The 19,608-nt window shown below is 69.5% G+C and carries 18 protein-coding genes; 11 read left to right on the forward strand and 7 right to left on the reverse strand.

Features of this window, described 5'->3' with window-relative positions; translation table 11 throughout:
* The 3 genes from ABD093_RS10430 to ABD093_RS10440 all read left to right on the forward strand — a co-directional run bounded on the left by ABD093_RS10430 (position 1) and on the right by ABD093_RS10440 (position 2,154).
* Positions 1 to 1,152, forward strand: coding sequence for a serine hydrolase domain-containing protein (locus tag ABD093_RS10430; RefSeq protein ID WP_343924291.1), 1,152 nt, complete (start codon positions 1 to 3; stop codon positions 1,150 to 1,152).
* On the forward strand, positions 1,149 to 1,526 hold the full coding sequence (locus tag ABD093_RS10435; protein WP_343924293.1) for a hypothetical protein: 378 nt from the start codon (positions 1,149 to 1,151) through the stop codon (positions 1,524 to 1,526). Before ABD093_RS10430 ends, ABD093_RS10435 begins: the two co-directional genes overlap by 4 nt.
* A 76-nt stretch (positions 1,527 to 1,602) precedes the next feature.
* Positions 1,603 to 2,154: a hypothetical protein gene (locus tag ABD093_RS10440; RefSeq protein WP_343924295.1), complete on the forward strand. Its 552-nt coding sequence runs from the start codon at positions 1,603 to 1,605 to the stop codon at positions 2,152 to 2,154.
* Positions 2,155 to 2,238: 84 nt separating this feature from the next.
* Here the strand turns inward: ABD093_RS10440 and ABD093_RS10445 are convergent, their stop codons facing one another.
* Complete coding sequence (locus ABD093_RS10445; protein WP_343924297.1) at positions 2,239 to 3,015, reverse strand: alpha/beta hydrolase; 777 nt, start codon at positions 3,013 to 3,015, stop codon at positions 2,239 to 2,241.
* Positions 3,016 to 3,114: 99 nt separating this feature from the next.
* Here ABD093_RS10445 and ABD093_RS10450 point away from each other — a divergent pair, with 99 nt between their 5' ends.
* The gene (locus tag ABD093_RS10450; RefSeq protein ID WP_343924299.1) at positions 3,115 to 4,530 is read left to right on the forward strand and encodes an alpha-amylase family glycosyl hydrolase; all 1,416 of its coding nucleotides are present in this window, start codon (positions 3,115 to 3,117) and stop codon (positions 4,528 to 4,530) included.
* A 40-nt stretch (positions 4,531 to 4,570) separates the two neighbouring features.
* Here the strand turns inward: ABD093_RS10450 and ABD093_RS10455 are convergent, their stop codons facing one another.
* From ABD093_RS10455 to ABD093_RS10465, 3 genes are all read right to left on the reverse strand, one after another.
* A complete protein-coding gene (locus ABD093_RS10455) occupies positions 4,571 to 5,071 on the reverse strand; it encodes a hypothetical protein (protein WP_343924300.1) in 501 nt (166 codons plus the stop codon).
* A gap of 51 nt (positions 5,072 to 5,122) precedes the next feature.
* On the reverse strand, positions 5,123 to 6,049 hold the full coding sequence (locus ABD093_RS10460; protein WP_343924301.1) for a phosphotransferase: 927 nt from the start codon (positions 6,047 to 6,049) through the stop codon (positions 5,123 to 5,125).
* A gap of 103 nt (positions 6,050 to 6,152) precedes the next feature.
* Positions 6,153 to 6,986: an aminoglycoside phosphotransferase family protein gene (locus tag ABD093_RS10465; RefSeq protein ID WP_343924303.1), complete on the reverse strand. Its 834-nt coding sequence runs from the start codon at positions 6,984 to 6,986 to the stop codon at positions 6,153 to 6,155.
* A gap of 331 nt (positions 6,987 to 7,317) precedes the next feature.
* Here ABD093_RS10465 and ABD093_RS10470 point away from each other — a divergent pair, with 331 nt between their 5' ends.
* The 5 genes from ABD093_RS10470 (at position 7,318) to ABD093_RS10490 (ending at position 12,538) form a co-directional block, all read left to right on the forward strand.
* Positions 7,318 to 7,677, forward strand: coding sequence for a hypothetical protein (locus ABD093_RS10470; RefSeq protein WP_343924305.1), 360 nt, complete (start codon positions 7,318 to 7,320; stop codon positions 7,675 to 7,677).
* Positions 7,678 to 7,719: 42 nt separating this feature from the next.
* Positions 7,720 to 7,929, forward strand: a complete 210-nt coding sequence (locus ABD093_RS10475; protein ID WP_343924307.1) for a hypothetical protein — start codon at positions 7,720 to 7,722, stop codon at positions 7,927 to 7,929.
* A 179-nt stretch (positions 7,930 to 8,108) separates the two neighbouring features.
* A complete protein-coding gene (locus tag ABD093_RS10480; protein ID WP_343924309.1) occupies positions 8,109 to 9,950 on the forward strand; it encodes an ABC transporter ATP-binding protein in 1,842 nt (613 codons plus the stop codon).
* Positions 9,947 to 11,764: an ABC transporter ATP-binding protein gene (locus ABD093_RS10485; RefSeq protein ID WP_343924311.1), complete on the forward strand. Its 1,818-nt coding sequence runs from the start codon at positions 9,947 to 9,949 to the stop codon at positions 11,762 to 11,764. The genes ABD093_RS10480 and ABD093_RS10485 overlap by 4 nt, the downstream gene beginning before the upstream one ends.
* A 258-nt stretch (positions 11,765 to 12,022) precedes the next feature.
* Positions 12,023 to 12,538 (forward strand): lamin tail domain-containing protein, encoded by a 516-nt coding sequence (locus tag ABD093_RS10490; protein ID WP_343924313.1) that lies wholly within the window; start codon positions 12,023 to 12,025, stop codon positions 12,536 to 12,538.
* Positions 12,539 to 12,569: 31 nt separating this feature from the next.
* Here ABD093_RS10490 and ABD093_RS10495 read toward each other — a convergent pair whose 3' ends face one another.
* A complete protein-coding gene (locus tag ABD093_RS10495; protein ID WP_343924315.1) occupies positions 12,570 to 13,226 on the reverse strand; it encodes a GNAT family N-acetyltransferase in 657 nt (218 codons plus the stop codon).
* Positions 13,227 to 13,321: 95 nt separating this feature from the next.
* On the opposite strand from ABD093_RS10495, the gene ABD093_RS10500 reads away from it, so the two are divergent.
* Positions 13,322 to 13,951: a pyroglutamyl-peptidase I gene (locus ABD093_RS10500; protein WP_343924317.1), complete on the forward strand. Its 630-nt coding sequence runs from the start codon at positions 13,322 to 13,324 to the stop codon at positions 13,949 to 13,951.
* Positions 13,952 to 14,789: 838 nt separating this feature from the next.
* Here the strand turns inward: ABD093_RS10500 and ABD093_RS10505 are convergent.
* Both ABD093_RS10505 and ABD093_RS10510 read right to left on the reverse strand, forming a co-directional pair.
* Positions 14,790 to 15,710, reverse strand: coding sequence for a rhomboid family intramembrane serine protease (locus ABD093_RS10505; protein ID WP_343924318.1), 921 nt, complete (start codon positions 15,708 to 15,710; stop codon positions 14,790 to 14,792).
* 176 nt (positions 15,711 to 15,886) lie between these two features.
* Complete coding sequence (locus tag ABD093_RS10510) at positions 15,887 to 17,041, reverse strand: DNA glycosylase AlkZ-like family protein (RefSeq protein ID WP_343924319.1); 1,155 nt, start codon at positions 17,039 to 17,041, stop codon at positions 15,887 to 15,889.
* A 203-nt stretch (positions 17,042 to 17,244) separates the two neighbouring features.
* On the opposite strand from ABD093_RS10510, the gene ABD093_RS10515 reads away from it, so the two are divergent.
* A complete protein-coding gene (locus ABD093_RS10515) occupies positions 17,245 to 19,455 on the forward strand; it encodes an MMPL family transporter (RefSeq protein ID WP_343924320.1) in 2,211 nt (736 codons plus the stop codon).
* Positions 19,456 to 19,608: the final 153 nt, after the last annotated feature.

The raw sequence follows: 19,608 nt of genomic DNA on the forward strand, positions 1-19,608 counted from the left end.
ATGAGCTCACCGCTCGACGACCAGCCATCTGACCCTCACCTCGCCGACCCCGCGCCGACGACGACCCCGCCGACCCGGGCCGCCACGCGCCGCACCGCGCTCGCCGGCGCCGCCGGAGCAGGCGCGATCCTCGCCCTCACCGGGCTCGCCGCCGGCCCTCGCCCGGCCCGACTCGGAGACGTCCACGGCGACGCGGAGCTCGCCGCTGCGCTGCGCCCGCACCTCGGCGGCCATCGCCACGTCTCCGCCGTGGTCTCCGACGGGGGCCAGCAGCGGTTCGCCGGATTCGGGGCCGACGAGACCACGGAGTTCGAGATCGGCTCCGTCACCAAGACCTTCACCGGCGCGCTCCTGATGGACGCCGTCGACCGCGGCGACGTCTCCCTGGAGACCACGGTCGCCGAGATCCTCGGCGAGCGCGCCGCAGGCTCCGAGGCGTCCGACGTGACCCTCGCCGAGATCGCCTCGCAGTCCTCGGGGCTGCCGCGGCTGCCTCTGACGAGAGTGCTTGCCAGTTTGCCGATCAACTTTCTGCGCAAGGACCCCTACTCCGGCTCCTCGGTCGACGGGGTGATCGACGCCGCTCTGGATGCGTCGCTCTCCGATCGCGGGGAGTACGCCTACTCGAATCTCGGGGTCGCCTTCCTCGGCCAGCTGCTCGCCACGCAGACCGGCGTCAGCTGGCAGGAACTCCTGCGCTCCCGCCTGCTCGACCCGCTGGGGATGACGTCGACGAGGGCCCCGTTCCGCCTCGACGAGATCGGGACCGACGCCCCGCGGGGCCATGGCCGATCGGGGCTCTCCGCCGGCGCCTGGACCATGCACGGCTACGGCCCGGCGGGCGGGATCCGCTCCACCGGGCACGACATGGCGCTCTACCTCGCGTCGATGCAGGACGGCTCCAATCCTGGGGCCGCGGGCCTGGAACCCCTGGTCGAGCGCGGCGAGGACAGCGCGGTCGGGATCGTGTGGAGCCTGCGCACCACCGACGCCGGGGAGTCCCTCGTCCAGCACAACGGCATGACCGGTGGATTCGCAGCGTTCTGCGGGTTCAACCAGGACTCCGGCCGCGGGGTGGTGCTGATGACGGATTCCGCGCTCTCCCCGGACGAGCTCGGGGCCGGGATCCTCGACGGGAGCGTTTCGCTGTGAACCTGCTCCTCACCCTTGTCGTCCCCCTGTTCCTCCTGGTGATGATGGTCCCCGCGGCCGTCGCCCAGCTGCGGCATTGGACGCATCCGGGCCGGGTGGTGCTCGAGGCGTGCGGCGCGGGAGTACTGCTCATCGTCGCCTCGCTGGTGCTCCCGATCACGGGGTGGATGGCGATCGCCTGGTGGGCGGTGCTGACGCTGTGCGCCGCCGGCGCGGGGGTGGCGACGTGGCGCACCTGGCACCGTCCGGCTCCGGCGGCCGACGGCCTGACCGGGCGGGCCGCGGTCAACGCCCATCCGGTCGGCGCCCGATCCCTCGTCGCCAATGTGGCAGTGTGGCTGGTCGCCGCAGTGGTCGCCGTCGTCGGCGGCTGAGCGTCGAGCCGGGGAATAGCGCTGGCGCCCGTATCGCGTGGCGGGATGTCCGCGCGGGTCCGTCTACTCTGACCGCATGTCGAATCCCCCCGTGCCCGGAGCCCCGCAGGACCCCGCGTACTCGTCCGACGCCTCCCAGCAGGTCGGGCCGGTGCCGCCGCAGGCCTGGGCGGTGCACCCCGCGGCCCACGAGATGCGCCCGGAGCACTTCCCGACCACCGTCGGCCGAGACGGGCGGATCGCCTGGTCGCTCGGGCTCCTCGGACTGCTGGGGATCCCTGGGCTCTCGATCCTCGCCCCCTCGCTCGCGATGCTGATCACCGGGCTGCTCCAGCGTCGGAAGAATCCGGTGGCGCGGTCGGTGGGGACCCGCGCGGCGATCTTCGGCGGGATCTCGCTGCTCGCCACGATCCTGTTCTTCACGTTCGTGTTCGGGATCCTCCTGCCGCTGATCGATGCAGGCGTCGTCGCCGACGATGCCGTGTGGCCCGTGTTCATCGTGGCCCCACTCGGAGTGTGGGTCGTGATCGCCGGGCCGATCACGGCCATCGTGATGGGAATCGTCGGCCTCGCGAAGCCGGTGAGCCGGGAGAAGGCGCAGCAGCTGTACGCCCGGCCCGGGCGCTGACGCGTCCCAGCCCGCACGTGACCGGCCCCGCTCCGTTACTGCTCCGCTCCGTCCCCACCTTGGTCCGCACGGGGCCCGGTCCTCTCACCCGCGGATCGGCAGCCAGTCCAGGACGTCCTGGATGCCCTGGTCCCAGAACTCCCAGGCGTGGTCGCCGGGGCGCAGTCGCGAGGTGAGGTCCACGCTGTGCTGCTCGGCGGCGTCGATGAAGCGCCGGTTCTGCTCGAGCAGGCCGTCCTCGGTGCCGCAGTCCAGGAACAGCGCGGGCAGCGACTGCGGGTCGACGGAGCCGACCAGGCCGAGCAGGTCATCGGTGGTGCCCGCGAGATCGCGATCTCCCCAGATGCGCGGCGCCAAGGCCGCATCACGGGCGCTGAGGTCCATCGAGAGCAGGTCGATCGCGCCGGAGAGGCTCGCGGCGGCGGCGAAGCGATCCGGATGGTTCAGAGCCAGCTTGAACGCGCCGAACCCTCCCATGGACAGGCCCGCTACGAAGGTGTCCTCGCGGGCGGTGGACACGTGGAAGGTGCGCGCGACCAGCTCCGGGAGCTCCTCGACCACAAAGGTCCAGTACTTCTCCCCCGCCTCCTCGTCGCAGTAGAAGGAGCGCCGCACCTCCGGCATCACCACAGCGATGCCCTTCTCGGTCGCATACCGCTCGATCGAGGTGCGGCGCTCCCAGATCGTGCAGTCGTCGCTGAGTCCGTGCAGGAGGTAGAGCACCGGCACGGCGTCGCCCGGGGCCTGGCCCCCGTCGGCCCCCTCCATGCCGATCCCGGAGGCGGCCTGCGGCATCAGCACCACCATCGAGGTGCCCATGCCGAGGGATTCGGCGAAGAAGTCGGTGCGCATGCGGATCATCGGTGATCACTCCAGGGGTCGAGGGGCGCCGCGAGGTGGATCCGGCGCAGTGCCCATTGAAGCAGTGCCCCTCGACCACGTCCCGCCTACGATGGGCGCATGAACACGACTGCGCCGTCCGCACCGAGCTGGATCCGCGACGCGATCTGCTGGCAGGTCTACCCGCTGGGCTTCTGCGGCGCGCCCCAGCACCGCGAGGACCTGGGCGGGGAGGGCTACGGCGGCGCGGATGGCGAGAACGTCGTGCACCGGCTGCGACGCCTGACCGGGTGGCTCGACCATCTCGTGGGCCTCGGCGCGAACGTGCTGGTCCTCAACCCGATCTTCGACTCCGTCTCCCACGGCTACGACACCCTCGACCATCGCCGCCTCGATCCGCGCCTGGGGAACGACGCGGACTTCGAGGCGCTGATCGCGGCCTGCCGGGAACGGGGCATCCACCTCGTGCTCGACGGCGTGTTCAACCATGTCTCCGATCAGCATCCGGTGGCGCGTCGGGCGATATCCACCGGCCCGGGCAGCCCCGAGGGCGCCCATATTCGCTGGTCCGGGGACCAGCCCTACGGGTTCGAGGGCAACGCCGACCTGGTGGAGCTGGAGCTCGGTGACTCCGTGGTGCAGGACGCGATCGTGGACGTCATGTGCCTGTGGCTGGACCGCGGGGTCGACGGCTGGCGGCTGGATGCGATGTACGCCGCGGGGGCCGACGCCTGGGCGACGATCATCGAGCGCGTGCGCGCCGCGCACCCCGACGCATGGATCCTCGGCGAGGTCATCCACGGCGACTATCCCGCGTTCGCCGCGGCCTCCGGCGCGGACTCGGTCACCCAGTACGAGCTGTGGAAGGCGATCTGGTCCGCGCTGCGCGACGAGAACCTCTTCGAGCTGGCCCACGCGCTGGGTCGCCATCAGGAGTTCCTCGAGGCTGACGGGGGCGCGCACCCGCTGACCTTCGTGGGCAACCACGACACCACCCGCATCGCCTCCCAGCTCACCGACGGCCGAGACCTCGCCGCCGCCTATGCACTGCTGGCCCTGCTGCCCGGCATCCCTGCTGTCTACGCGGGGGACGAGTTCGGGGCCACCGGGATCAAGGAGGAGCGCGCCGGCGGCGACGACGCGGTGCGCCCGTCGTTCCCCGAGGACCCTGCCGAGTCCGCCGCCGGAACCCATCCTGCAGTGCTGCGCCCCGAGGCGTCCCCGAGGATCCTCGAGGTGCACCAGCGGCTGCTCTCCCTGCGCCGGCGCGAGCCATGGCTCGCCCAGGCATCCGTCGCGGTGCGCGAGGAGACCCTCGAGAACACCTATGCCGAGATCGTGCTGAGCCCGCGCGGCGGCGGTGACAGCGACGGCGGCGAGCACTCAGCGCTCACCCTCGTGCTGAACCTCGGCGACGAGGACCGGCCCGCCCCCGGCGAGGTGGTCGAGTCCGTCAGCGGCGCCGACATGCTCGACGCCGTGGGCCCGGCTGCACCGGGCGTGGTGCCCGCGCACGGCATCGCCGTGGTGCGGTGACGCCGGAACCTGCACCGTTCAATTGAGCTACCTTCCACCGCTACTGGGCAGAGATCCAAGCGGCGCGGATCTGCTCGAGTTGGACCTCCCGGGTCATTCCCTCGACGTCGATGACGAGATCGGCCTCTGGTGGCGTCGCGATCATGTCGTGGAGCAGGACGAACTCGTGATCGACCAAGTACACGGGCCGCGTCCTGGCGCGCTCTTGGGCGCCAGGCAACGAGATCTGCAGATGCACCACGAAGCAGTCGGGCAACTCTTCGCGGTAGACCTCGAGAGAAGAAGCCGTGACGAAGTCGGCGACCGTCACGTCGTAGCTCTCCTCTTCGAAGTTGCGAGCCATCGTCGCGGCATTGCGTGCTGCGAGGAGCAGCTGTTCCTCGCCTTCCTGGCCGCTCCACAGGGTCCGCGCCCCGGCGACGACGAGCTGGCGAACATCGTCGACGTCGATCGCGGCGCAACGTTCGCGCTCGCGCGCGAGCGCGTTGGCGCAGGTCGACTTCCCGACAGCGGGCCCGCCGCTCAGGATCAGAGGACGCATGACATCTCCGAGGCAGGTCGACGACAGCGATTCAACCTCACCAGGTGCATCTCAGCTCCTGCTTCGCTCGGGCGTGAAAATCATGGCGGCGAGTACGTCTCGAGAGTCGGCAACGATCTCATCGAGGCGATCCGGGCGTATGTCGATGGCCCAGCGGACGACATCCAATGCGTGCACGGCGGCGAGATCGCGCACCACCGGCTCCGCCTCGGTGCGACTCAGCCCTGCACCCTCGAGAACGCACTCCCACGCAGCGTCGCTGACGGGGGACTCCTTGTCACCCAGGCGGTGCCAGCGGAAAATGCGCTCGAGGTCTCCCCACATCACCGGCCCGACCGAGGCCGCGCCCCAGTCGATGACCGTGTAGATGCCGCCGTCCCGCAGGAGGTTCCGATGCGCGGCGTCTCCGTGGATCACGCCCTGAGGCAGCTTCCGTGTCGAGACCGAGACGACGACGTCCCGCAGTTCGCACCGGCGCGACCTGGGATACACGCCGAGTGAGATCAGAGGGTCGTCAGGCTCGAGCGAAGCCAGGTTGTAGACGAGGTGCTGCTCCCACGCCGCATCGAGGTCTCGGCCGAAGCGCGAGAATAGGGCGTCCGGTGCGTCGCGGGTCGAGATGCCGCGCAGTGCGGAGGTGAATTCGCCGATGGCCTCCCATCCCTGCAGGTCCTCCGGTGCAGCAGGCTCGCCAGGAACGTACGAGGCCACCAGATACGACAGCCCCTCCAGCCTGCCCCGTGCGACAAGATCCGACGTCCGCACGCCTGACCGGGCTGTAGCGCGCAGGCACCACGCCTCGACGTCGAAAGGGTCTCCGGATCGTTCGGGAGCCCTGGCGAATCTCACGACGATGTCGTCGTCGACCGATCGCACTCGAACGACGTGGTTCTGGTTCCCGCCGGGAAGCGCCTCCGCACGGATTCCCTCAACGCCGAGAGACGCAGCTATTTCCAGTGCTCGAGCGACGTCGTCCATGGCAGGACAGTAGGTCAAGAGATCCGGCGGACGCTACAGGATTGATTGCCGGGGCCGCGCTCGCGGCTTCGCACGGAGAGCATCGAATGCTCGGGGGCGCGTACTACTCATCTCGCGAGTCGTTGGCGAGAAGGTCGAGCACGTAATGAGCTTGCGACTCCGTCGATCCACGGGTGTTCCGCAGGAAAGCGCCGTTCCCGGGCAGTAGGGCGTGCAACCAGAACATGGCCCATAGCTTGCGGTATGCCAGGAACTCCCGCTGCTCGATATCGGCAAGCCCTACCGCTCGACACAGGAGATCTGCATCGTAGATTTGCCGAGGCCGTACAGCGATGTGCTCGAGGTGGTCCGCTAGCTCGAACCCGGGCCGTGTGCGACCGCCATCTTCGAAGTCCACAAGCCTGCATGTCGAGCCGTCCCACAGCACATTCGCTGGATTCAGATCGGCGATTCCCAGTACCGGCAGGGACACGTCCGATGGCCCCGAAGCGTTACCGAGAAAACATCGAGACAGTTCGACTGCTGCGTCCACGAGGCCAGGGTCGAGACAACTGGACAAGGAGGTCTCTTGCTTGAGTGCTCGACGCACGTGCTCCTCCAGGGAAGTCGGGCCGAGTCGCCGTTCCTCCAGCCCGGTCTCGCGAATCGCCCAAAGGGGCACATCGTAGAGACGCCGCAGGCTAGCTCCGAGTTCGCTGTTCTGCGCATCAGTCAGCGGGACGATACCAAGCGGAGTACCCTGGATGCGCTCCATGACAATCACCGGTGCACCGTTCTCCACGGTGCGCTCGAGCGGCCTAGGCGCGAGCCCTGGCGCCTGTTCGTCCAGCAGCGTCAGACACATCCACTCGCGATCAGCTTCGCCGTCCTGCCACCTGATGAACCGCTTACGGACCCGGCTGGAGCCGAACGTGACCTGGTGCGTGTACGTGCGCATTCAGCCACGCTAGCCCGATTCGCCGCATGGCCGGGCGCTCCAGCGGTCCACCGAGCTCGGGCCGACGCTCTGCTCAGCGGCACCAGAGCCATACGCCGCCAACAAATAGCCACACATCGAGAGCGATCCCAGTTTCGGGAGACCAGAGAGCCTCCTGCGCATTTCACGGTACGTCATCGCGCAAAGAGCGGCACACCCCAGAGGTGGCGCACAACGTGCTGATCAGGCATCCCACCCGTCCGGACGCAACGGCGGAACGGTCAGACTGCAAGTCCCCATCAGGACGCGCTGCTTCAGAGACCGCACACCAGCCCGGCGTAGGCTCCCGGCCATGAGCATCACGATCAAGCCTGCCGAATCCGTCAACACCGCCTCCGTCGTCACCGCCGGACTGATCGGCGGCTGGCTGACTGCCCGGGAGACCGGGATCCGTCCGCTGGGCGGAGTGGTGCTTGCCGCCGCCGGGATCTACGCGGGGCGCACCTGGCTGGCCCGTCGCGGGCCCGGGACCACGGCCGTACTCGGCGCGACCTATGTGCTCGGCTTCGGCCTCTCGCACCCGCTCGCGAAGAAGATCGGCTCCTGGCCCGCCGTGCTCACGGTGACCGCGGCAGCCGCTGGCGCGTCCGCAGTGCTCTCCGACGCCGCCTACAGCGAGTGGAGCCCGGTCGAGCCGGCCGACGAGGTCTGAGAAGCCCCACCCCCACTCGGCCAGATGGCCGACAGTGGAGGGATGAGCAATCTGAAGAACGGTCTTGTCCTCGGCTTCGCCTTCGGGATTCTCCTCAGCGCCGCGGCCTACTCCCTGGACAGTGGTGAGACCCCGGTGATCCGACTACTCCTCGCCGCGGTGCTCCTCGTAGGCATCGTCTTCGAGATCCTGAGGGTCCGACGGGTCGAGCGGAGCGAACGGAGCGAACGGAGCGAAGCCTCCAACGGGTGACGTCTCGCCCCGCCTCGTGATCGTCATGACGAGGCCGGGGCGATGCGCAGGGATTCGGTCGAAACGGCGATCGATGCACAACGCGCCCGTAATGCGCTATCGATCGTCGGGATAGTTGACTAGGCTAAGACTTCGTCCCGACCGCCGGGACAGCGCAATCCCTGAGGACTCCTTTCCCCATGCTCGGCACCATGAGCCGCCTCTGGCAGACGGTCCGCCCTATCCGATTCCGCCTCTACCTGGGCCTGCTCAGCGCCCTCACCGCGTCCCTCGTGGCGCTGATGATCCCCCAGGTCCTCGAATACCTCGTCGACCAGCTCGCGACCGACGCCGTCGCCGCCACCATCTGGACCGGTGGCGCGATCGTGCTCGGCCTCGGCCTGCTCGAAGCTTCCCTGATCTGGCTGCGGCGCACCTTCGCCGTGGCCCCCTCGACCACGGTCGAGAAGCAGATCCGCGTGAACTTCTACGAGAAGATCCAGAACATGCCGGTCTCCTTCCACGACGGCTGGGGGTCCGGGCAGCTGCTCTCGCGCATGCTGACCGACATCAACCAGATCCGCCGCTGGATCGCGTTCGGCATGATCATGGCGGTGACCAGCTCGGTCACGGTCATCGTGGGCATGGCGCTGCTGTGGCGCTCCTCCGCGATCCTCGCGATCATCTTCTTCCTCGCGGCAGTTCCGGTCTCCGTGATCGCCTACCGCTTCAACCGCAGCTTCTCGGTGCTCTCGCGCACCTCCCAGGACCAGAACGGTGACCTGGCCACCACCATCGAGCAGTCGGTGCAGGGCATCCGCGTGCTCAAGGCCTTCGGGCGCGGCCCGTCGGCGCTGGAGGGCTTCACCGAGCAGGCCGAGGAGCTGCGCCAGACGGAAGTGCGCAAGGCGACCGCCATCGCGCGCTTCGACATGTTCATGTTCATGCTCCCGGAGCTCGCGCTCGGCGTGGCCCTGCTCGTGGGCCTGTACCTCACGGCGGGCGGCTCGATCTCGACCGGTCAGCTGGCCTCGTACTTCGCAACCGCCACCCTGGTCGTAGGTCCCGTGCGGCAGCTCGGCATGCTCCTGGGTCAGGCCGTCAACGCGACCACCGCCCTGGACCGTCACTACGAGGTCATGGACGAGGAGAACCGGATCACCTCCCCGGAGCACCCAGTTCGCGTGGATCCGGCCCGGGCACTCGGAGCGGTGCGTCTCGAGGGTGTGCACTTCCGCTACGAGGACGCCCCGGAGCATGTCCCCGACGTCCTCGACGGCGTGGATCTCGAGATCCGCCCCGGCGAGACCATGGCTCTGGTGGGCGTGACCGGCAGCGGCAAGTCCACGCTGCTGCAGCTGGTCCCGCGCCTGTACGACGTCACCGGAGGCACCGTCACGATCGACGGCGTCGACATCCGTGACATGGATCTGATCGCTCTGCGCTCCCTCACCGCGTTCGCCTTCGAGGACGCCACCCTGTTCTCCGACTCCGTGCGCGATAACGTGCTGCTGGGCGCCGATCCGATGCTCCCCGAGGACGAGCGCGAGCAGCTGCTCGACCTCGCCCTGCGCACGGCCGACGCGACCTTCGCCTTCGACCTTCCCGACGGGGTGGACACGCCCATCGGCGAGGAGGGCATGAGCCTCTCCGGTGGCCAGCGCCAGCGCCTCGCCCTGGCCCGCTCCATCGCGGCCAAGCCCGCCGTGCTGCTGCTGGATGATCCGCTGTCCGCCCTGGACACCAGGACGGAGGAGACCGTGACCGGCCGTCTCCGTGAGGTGCTCGACGGGACGACCACGCTGATCGTCGCCCACCGCACCTCCACCGTGGCCCTCGCCGACCGGGTGGCCATGCTCGACCACGGCCGCGTGATCGAGGTGGGCACCCATACCGACCTGCTGAAGACCTCCCCGCGCTACCGCTGGGTAATCGCCAACCAGGAGGAGGAAGCCCGCCGCGACCAGGACATCGAGACCCTCACCGGGGAGCTCGAGCTGTCCGCGATCCGCGATGCCGCCGGAGAGGGGGAGCAGCGATGAGCGCCACGACCGTCGACCAGGACAAGGACGACGACAACCAGGATGCCCCCACCGCCGCCGAGAACAAGGCCTCCCGGCAGCGCTCCTTCGCCCTGCTGGGAGAACTGATCGCCCCGGTCAAGAAGCAGTTCCTGCTGATGGCCCTGATGGTGGTCGTCGCGCAGCTGGCCGTGGTCGCGGGACCTGCGATCATCGCCTGGGGCATCGACACCGGGCTTCCACAGCTGATGGAGGGCAACCCCGTCCCCGCCGTCCAGGCGGCGGCGCTGAACGTCGCCGCCGCGATCATCGGCGGCGTGCTGACCTTCGGGTACGTGCGCCAGTCCGTCGTCGTCGGCCAGAAGATGCTGCTGTCCCTGCGCCGTCGGGTCTTTCGCTTCACGCAGCGCCAGGACCTCGAGTTCCACGAGAACTACACCTCGGGCCGGATCGTCTCCCGCCAGACCTCCGACATGGAGGCCCTGCGCGAGCTGCTGGACTCGGGCGTCAACGTCATGGTGGGCGCCTTCCTGTCCATGGTGTTCACGATCGTGCTGATCGTGAAGATGGACTGGGTGACCGGCGCCGTGATGCTGGCGATGCTGATCCCCTGCGTACTGCTGACCATCTGGTTCCAGAAGCGCTCTCGCATCGAGTACCGCGCGATCCGTACGCACTCAGCGCGCTTGATCGTGCACTTCGTCGAGGCCATGGCCGGCGTCCGCGCGGTGAAAGCCTTCCGCAAGGAGGAGCGCAACCAGAAGGAGTTCGACACCCTCGCCCAGGACTACCGCGACGCCTCGATGCGCTCGATCAACGTGTTCGGCATCTACCAGCCGGCGCTGCGCGTGCTCGCGAACGTGACCATCGCCGCCGTGCTGGTCGTGGGTGGTTTCCGGGTGCTCGACGGAAATCTGCAGGTCGGTGTGCTGGTCGCGCTGGTGCTGTACTCACGCCGGTTCTTCCAGCCGGTCGACGAGATCGCGAACTTCTACAACGCCTTCCAGTCCGCTGTGGCCGCGCTCGAGAAGATCGCGAACCTCCTGGCCGTGCAGCCGCACGTGCAGGAGAAGGAGAACCCGACGCCGCTGCCGACGTCATCGGGCAAGGTCGACTTCGTGGACGTGGCCTTCCGGTACACCGAGTCCGGTCCGCTCGTGCTCAAGCCCATGGACTTGCACATCCCGGCAGGGCAGACGATCGCCCTGGTGGGGCAGACGGGCGCCGGCAAATCCACGGTCGCCAAGCTGATCTCGCGCTTCTACGACGCGACCGAGGGCAGCGTGCGCCTGGACGACGTGGACCTGCGGGACATCTCCATGAAGGACCTCACCCGCAACATCGTCATGGTCACCCAGGAGGCGTACCTGTTCTCCGGGACCGTCGCGGACAACATCGCGCTCGGCAAGCCCGGGGCGAGCCGCGAGGAGATCGAGGGCGCCGCCCGCGCGATCGGTGCGGATTCCTTCATCGAGTCGCTGCCCTACGGCTACGACACCGACGTGAACAAGCGCGGTGGGCGCGTCTCGGCCGGTCAGCGTCAGCTGATCTCCTTCGCGCGCGCCTTCCTCGCGGATCCGCGCGTGCTGATCCTCGACGAGGCCACCAGCTCGCTGGACATCCCCAGCGAGCGCATGGTGCAGGAGGGGCTCTCGAAGCTCCTCGGGCACCGCACCTCGCTGATCATCGCGCACCGTCTGACCACGGTGATGATCGCCGACAGGGTGCTCGTGGTGCACGGCGGCGAGGTCGTCGAGGACGGCTCTCCGCAGGAGCTCGTCGCCCAGGGCGGTCGCTTCGCGGCGCTCTACCAGGCGTGGCAGGACTCCATGTGATCCGGAGTGGGGGGTCGACGCGATCGCGTCGGCTCCCACCCCGGCGCCGGGTCGATGCACGGTCGCTGAGCGAGGAGCTGACCAGAAAGTACACGCTGTGACGCGCATCGCTGGGCAGGTGCGCAGAATCTCTGGTGCGAGGGCACCGGACGGGTTACATTGCTTCCATCATCAACCACCTCGATCCTGAGGAGCCCCGGGCGCATCGTCGCGTCCCGATCGGCCACCCGCGGATCGCCCTCACCCTCAGAGGCACCCATGCTCTCCTCTATTGTGTCGCGCGCCCGTTTTCTGGCCGTCCTCCTTGCCGCCCTGCTCGTCGTGGGCATGGTGGGGATCGCTCCGCCTGCCGCCGAGGCCGCGGTGAAGAAGCCGCTGGACATCGTGAAGGTCTACTACGACCCGCCGGGCAAGGACTACTCCAAGAACTCGTACTTCACCAAGGAGTACATCCAGGTGAAGAACACCGGGAAGAAGACCCTCACGCTCACCGGCTACACGATCCGTGACAGCGGGCCGAAGAAGTTCACCTTCCCCAAGGGCACGAAGCTCAAGCCGGGCAAGACCCTCACCATCCGCACCGGCAAGGGCAAGAACACTGCCAGCACCGTGTACTGGAACAACAAGGGGTACGTCTGGAACAACACCGGGGACAAGGCCCGCACCTACACGAACAAGGGCAAGCTCATCGAGTCCTGCGCGTACAAGGGCGGCACCCACAAGAAGGCCACGACGAAGACGGTGCGCACCACGACGACCACCGCCTATTGCTGACGCTTTCACGCTGAGCAGCCTCTCGGGCCGCTCAGGCGCCGAGCAGCTCCCTCAGCGCGTCGGTGACGCCCTCGACCTCGACGGGCACGGCCGGCCGCACGAAGCGGTCCGGGATGAGCAGGAAGCGCTGCTCGACGATCCCAGGCCCCGGCTGCGGGCCCATCGTGGTGCCGTTGTCGACGTACCCGCAGGCGTGCGAGACCGCGAACGAGGGCGCATTGCCGAGCGCTGCCGAGGACTCCGCCCGCTGGGCGCCGAGATGGTCGAAGGCGAAGACCAGCATCGCCTGCCGCATGAGCTTCCCGTAGCCCTTGCCGTGCGCATCGAGGGTCAGCCAGGAGCCGGTGCTGACGGTGCGTCGCTCCGCGAACCGCGCCGCGCGGATGTCCTGGCAGCCGATCATCCGGTCGCCCGCCCAGATGCCCAGCGGCAGCTCCCACTCCTCCGGGGAGACTCCCGCGCGCAGGCGCCAGTTGAAGCGCAGCGCCTGCCGCACCCGGGTGTCGGGATCGGTCCGGTACCAGGGGAAGACCTCCGGAGAGTCGGGGTCCGCGAAGATCGGCCGACGCAGCAGCTCGGCGTACTCGGGCAGGTCGTCGTCACGCATCATGCGCAGGGTGAGGTCTCCCGCGCGCAGGCGCAGGCCGAAGGGCGGATACAGGGCAGCGAGGTCGGGCGTGGGCGACATCGCCCCAGGGTAGCGCCGGGTCCCGCCGTCGCCCACCCGAATACTCGCAGCCGCCATCGACGCCGCCCACCCTGTGTGCTCCGTAGGCTGTGCCCATGACGATCGACGTGCTGCTGAGCGGATTCGAACCCTTCGCCGGGGCGGAGGAGAACGAGTCCTGGCAGGCGGTCTCGCGAGCCCTGCCTGCGCTGCGCGAGAGCGGCCTGCGGGTCGAGGCCCTCGAGCTGCCCGTCGAGTTCGAGCGGGCCGGGGACCTGCTCGAGCAGGCCGTGCGCACACATCGTCCTGCCCTGGTGATCGCCGTGGGACTCGCGGCAGGTCGCGGCGGGATCACCCCCGAGCGGGTCGCGATCAACGTGCGCGATGCCCGCATCCCCGACAACGCCGGCGCCTCCCCCGTCGATGAGCCGGTGGTGCCCGGCGGACCCGTCGGCCGCTTCACGAGGTTGCCGGTCAAGGCGATGGTCGCCGCACTCGACGAGGCGGGGATCGCGGGCTCGGTCTCGCAGACCGCCGGAACCTACGTGTGCAACGACGTCTTCTACCGCCTCCAGCATCTGCTCGCGACGGACCCCGAGCTGGCGGATGTGCGCGGCGGCTTCGTGCATGTCCCATCGGCGGACGTGGTGAGCCCGGAGGCGGCGGCCTCCGCTCTGGCGGCCATGATCGGGACGATCCGGGAGACCGACGGCGACATCGCACGGACCGGCGGCGCCGAGCACTGATCCACGCCGCACCGAGTTCCGGCGGCCATGGCACGTTCCGGCGGCCGTGCCACGGTCCGACGTCCTACCACGTCCCGACGGCTGTACCACGCCCCGGCGGCGGTGAACAGAGCGACCCTCGGCGGGGTGCTCGGGCTGTGGACAGTGGCTCACGTGGTGGATGATCACACCCCATCCACACGAGGCCACGCCTGAATCCAGAGGTTATCCACAACGCTCTCCACAGTGGTGGATGAATGACAGAGTTGTAGTTCCGCAGGTACGGGCGTCGCATGCGGCGTGTCGCGCCAGGCGTTGGGGATAACCCTCTCGTCGGCCCGATCCGCGCCTTTCCCGATCCTGACCCTTCCTCGATGAGTCGGTCGTCACTGCAGGTCACGGCTGAATCGGCGATCTTTCGCACAGTCCGGGATTCGTGCGGTCGCAGACGTTCCGATCGGGCCCGGGGAGGGACCTGCACGCTGTGGATCACCGGCGGAGGCCCCGCAGCCATCTGGTGCCGGACAGGCTGTCCCCACTGTCTGTCCACAGCTCATCCCTGGTTTTCCACATCTCGAGGCGGAAGTTCCCCACCGGATCGCAGTCCGTCCCCAATGTTGTCCACAACTGGGGATAGTCACACCGTTGTCATTCGCCCGGCCCCACGGACCGGCACAGCGAACGAGGACGGGGACGGGGACGAGAGCAAGGACGACGACAAGGACAAGGACGCGACCAGACAGACGACAAGGACAAGGACAAGGACAAGGACGCGACCAGACATGGGACGGAGTACGGGCTGCTGCAGCGTGATCGCTGCAGCAGCCCGTACTCGGTAAGGTCTCTCCCTCGTGTCCGCTCAGACGGGCAGCGTCAGCGTCCTCACGATGATCGCCACCACGCACAGCAGCACGACGCCGGCCACGCAGGCGCCGTGGAGCAGGGCCGACTGCCGGGCCAGAGCCTGCCTGTCCACGCCGGGCGTCGCCTTCGGACGCAGGGCGAAAAGGGCCGCCGTCAGCGCGCCGCCGACCACGAGCCCACCCAGGTGCCCCTGCCAAGAGATGTTGTCGACGGTGAAGGTGATGACGAGGTTCAGCGCGATGAGCACCACGATCTGTGCGGTCTGCCCGCCGAGGCGACGGTTCACGATGAACATGGCTGCGAAGAGGCCGAACACGCCGCCGCTGGCCCCGAGGGTGCCGCCGTACCAGGCGTTGCTCATCGGGTCGGTCAGGAGGTAGACGGCGGTGTGCCCGCCGAGGATCGAGGCGAAGTACACCGCGGCGAACCGGGCGTGCCCCATGGTCGGCTCGAGGTACTGGCCCACGATGTACAGGGCGTACATGTTCAGCAGCAGGTGCATCACTCCGCCGTGCAGGAAGCCGGCGGTGAAGAAGGTCCACGGCATGACCAGGATGCGGAAGGGTGCGAACACCCCGAGCTGGTACACGATCTCGGGGACGAAGGTCTGGCCGAGGTAGGCCAGGATGCACAGCGCCATCACGGTGTAGGTGACATAGGGCGTGCGGCGACCCATGCCGCCGCCCATCGCATTGCGGGGCCGCGAGGAGGCCTGCTGCTTGCTGAGCTCGCGCTCGCAGTCCACGCACAGCACGCCGACCGCTGTGGGTCGCTGGCAGTCCGGGCAGGCCGGGCGCTCGCAGCGCTTGCAGCGCACATAGCTCACCCGGTCGGGGTGGCGAGGGCAGACGGGGGCCGTCTGCTGCGCAGGGTCCGGGTTGTCCTCGGCGCTGTAGCCGTAGCTGGGGCGATCCATGGGGCCATTCCATCACGGGCACCTGGGCCGTTGCGGTGCCTCGGGGTTCGGGGAACGCGGCGGCGGGCCGACGGGCGGGCAGGTCGACGGCCGAGGGGCCGAGAGGTCAGCGGCCGATGGGCCGAAAGGTCAGCGGCTGGTGGGTGGGAGGGCCGCCCCTTCCCGGGGCCGACGGGTCAGGGCGCCGTGTAGGGGAACGCCGCGAAGAGCGTCGAGAACCGCTTCCGCTGCGGGGCGCTGACCGGGCGCAGCTCGGTGAGGTCCAGCGTCCGCTTCCCGGCGGGCCCCTTCCTGGTCCAGGTGCCGACGACCTCCCCGCGACGGACCGCCGCACGTCTGAAGACCCCGTTGTTCCCGGGCACGAGCGCGTGATGGCGCTCGGCGTCCAGGAGGTAGAGCCGGTCGCGGTAGCCGAGCACGAGCTCGTCGAAGCCCGGCAGCAGGATCTCCGCCATCGTCTCCTTCTCCCGGGCCGCGTACTCCTCGGCGAGGCCAGGACGCCACCACAGCAGCTCTCCATCACCCCCGCGGGCCGCTGCGGCCGTGGTGTGCAGGCGGCCGTTCTTGTCGGCGTAGCCGCTCTCGAGGTGCTCGGCGACCTGGGGGATCGCGGCACGGATCGTGCGCAGCGGCAGCTTGGACCACCAGGCGAGGTCGCGCTCCCCTGCCGGTCCGTGAGTCGTGAAGTAGCGATGAGCCAGCTCGGCGGCGGCCGCGACCTCGTCGCCCCCGAAGGCCCCCTCCAGATCTGTGCCGGCGGGCAGCCAGGGCCTCGCGAGCACGACGGCCGTCTCCCCATCCCGCCAGGGACCGTAGGCGGCGATGCCGAAGGAGATGAGCTCGCCGAGCAGGTGGTAGCCGCGCCCCTGATCGGTGCGGATCCCGGCCGCCTCCCAGGCGGCGACGAGCTCCTTGCGCAGCACTCCGCGGCCGACGCCGGGTATCGAGTGCTCCGCGGCGATCTCCTCGAGCACCTCCTGCGCGCGGCCCACGTGGTGGTCCTCGAGCTCGAGCTGACCGCGCCGTGACATCGCCGCCCGCAGCGGACCGCCCACGCACAGCTCGGTGAGCCAGGCGAGGGTATCGGCGGCGACCGCGAACACCGTGCCGCGCATCGGGTAGCCGCGCACGATCTCGCCCCGATCGAAGGCGGCGAGCACCGCGTCGACGTCGCCGCCGGTGCGCAGGGCGAGGGAGGCCATCACCCCGGGCAGGTCCTGCCCCTGATGGGCCCCGAACGCGTGGGCGGCCTGCGCCGGCCCGACGAAGCGCTGAGGGCCCACGAGCCCCTGCGCGAGGATCCGGGCACCGGCGAGGTGTCGCTGCGTCATGGGGCGAGCGTAACGGCCGCCTCCCACGCCCGGCCTCATGCCCGACCCGACGGCTGACAGCACTCCCGACCGTTGGCCCGGCTGCCCGGTGAATACATCGAATGGTTGATCCCCTTCCGTCGCCCCGTCCATAGCGTGGGAAGCACCCGATCCGGGGACCGCATACTTCCCGCCACCAGCGGCTTTCTCACGAAGGACCCACAGTGCCTGCCTCCACACCACTCACCCACCGTCACCGATCCGGTGACCCCGTCCCGTCCGATCCGTCGGCGGCGGGATGCCTCGGCCCCGACGCGGGCTCCGCGCCCGACGGCGATGGCCCCACCGGCCCCGTCAGCCCCGCCGGCCCCGTCGGCCGTCTCGCCGCGCGGATCGCCGGGGCCCTCACCGGTCGCCGCTCCGCCTGGGTGATGCTCGCGGTGTTCGTCGCACTCCTCGTGGCCATGGCCGGTGGCCTGCGCGGTGCCGGCCCCGCCGCCGGCATGGACGCGCTGCCGGAGACCTCGGAGTCCTCGCGCGCCGCCGCGATCGCCGACACCATGGAGGGCAACCGCTACCAGCCGGTGTTCGCCGTGGTCACCCGTGACGACGGCGCCGCTCTGACGGCCGAGGACACCGCGGCGATCGAGACGCTGACGGCGGACCTCGCCGAGGTCTCCGGCCGCGACGCCGTGGGCCCCATGCCCGCCGAGGACGGCGAGGCCGATCTCGTCATGACGACGGTCGACTCCGAGGCGGACAAGGACGCGATCGACGCGATGATCACGGATCTCCGCGCCGCAGCCGACGAGTCCGCCCCCGAGCAGCTCACCGTGTCCGTCACGGGCGGTCCGGCCGTCGGCTCCGACATCCGGGGCGCCTTCTCCGGTGCGAACTTCACGCTGCTGGCCGTGACCATCGCCGTGGTGGCCGTGCTGCTCCTGCTCACCTACCGCTCCCCGATCCTGTGGCTGGTGCCGCTGTCGATCGTGGCCTTGGCCGATGGAGCCGCCGGCGCGCTGATCTCGATGCTCGGCGAGCAGTTCGCCCTCGCCTTCGACGCGGGCGTGATCAGCGTGCTCGTGTTCGGCGCCGGCACGAACTACGCGCTGCTTCTGATCTCCCGCTATCGCGAGGAGCTGCGCGGGCACGAGGATCATCGCGCCGCACTGCGCACGGCCTGGATCCGCACCGCCCCCGCGATCATCGCCTCGAACGTGACCGTGGTGCTCGCGCTGATGACCCTGCTGGCCGCCGTCATGCCCGCCACCCGCGGGCTCGGCATCGCCGCCGCGGCCGGCCTGCTCGTCGCCCTCGTCGCCGTGCTGTTCCCGCTGACCGCACTGCTCGCCGTCGTGGGACGAAAGGTCTTCTGGCCCTTCGTGCCCAAGGCCGACACCTCGGCGGATGCCGCGACCCGTCGTGACGATACCGAGCACGGCCCGTTCGCCGCCGTGGCCCGCACCGTCACCAAGCGCCCGGCCTTCGCCGCAGTGATCTCCGTGCTGATCATGGCCGTGCTGGCCACGGGCCTGATCGGCACCCGGGTGGGCCTGTCGCAGGATGAGCAGTTCGCCTCCGCCAACGAGTCCTCCACCGGCTTCGCCGCGATGGCAGAGCACTACGGCGCCGGCGAGAGCGCCCCGCACCAGATCGTGGTCCACGAGGACTCTGCGGAGGCCGCAGTGACCGCCGCCGAGACCGTGCCCGGCATCGACCGCGCCTCGGTCACCGGCACCACCCCGGACGGCTGGGCCGTGCTCTCCGCCGTCGGCACTGCTCAGCCCGAATCCCCCGCCGCGATCGACGAGGCCGAGGGCCTGCGCGACACCCTGCACGACCTCTCCGGGGCCGACGCCCTGGTGGGCGGCACCACGGCGAGCGCCATGGACGTGCGCGCCGATTCCACCCGCGACCTGCTGGTCGTGGCCCCGATGATCCTCGCCGTGGTGCTGATCGTGCTGATGGGTCTGCTCCGGGCCGTGGTCGCTCCGCTGGTGCTGCTCACGGTCAACGTGGTCAGCTCCATCGCCGCGATCGGCCTGGGCCTGTGGGCGGGACGTCTGCTGTTCGAGATCCCGGCGCTCGACGTGACGGTCCCGCTGCTGGCCTTCCTGTTCTTGGTCGCCCTGGGCGTGGACTACACGATCTTCCTGGTCCACCGTGCCCGGCACGAGGCTGCCGAGCACGGCACGAAGAACGGCATGGTGCGGGCCGTCGGCTCCACCGGAGTGGTCATCACCAGCGCGGGCGTGGTGCTCGCGGCCGTGTTCGCCGCCCTCGGCGTGCTGCCGCTGGTGGTGCTGGGGCAGCTGGGCCTGATCGTGGGCCTCGGCGTGCTGCTGGACACCCTGCTGGTGCGCACCGTGCTGGTGCCCTCGCTGTTCGCCCTGATCGGCGACCGCATGTGGTGGCCCTCCAAGCCCACCGCCTGAGCATCGCCACCGCCTGAGCGGCAGTACCACCGGATCGACGGGGTCCGCGGGGAGACCCGCGGGCCCCGTCCGGCGATTTACGGCCCGACGGAGTTGCCTTCTTCGGCAAGCCTCGCCTTACGTTCGTGCAGGTCAGCGTAGCCTCACCTTGCT

It is taken from the genome of Brachybacterium tyrofermentans (assembly GCF_039526165.1).
Lineage (GTDB): Bacteria > Actinomycetota > Actinomycetes > Actinomycetales > Dermabacteraceae > Brachybacterium > Brachybacterium tyrofermentans.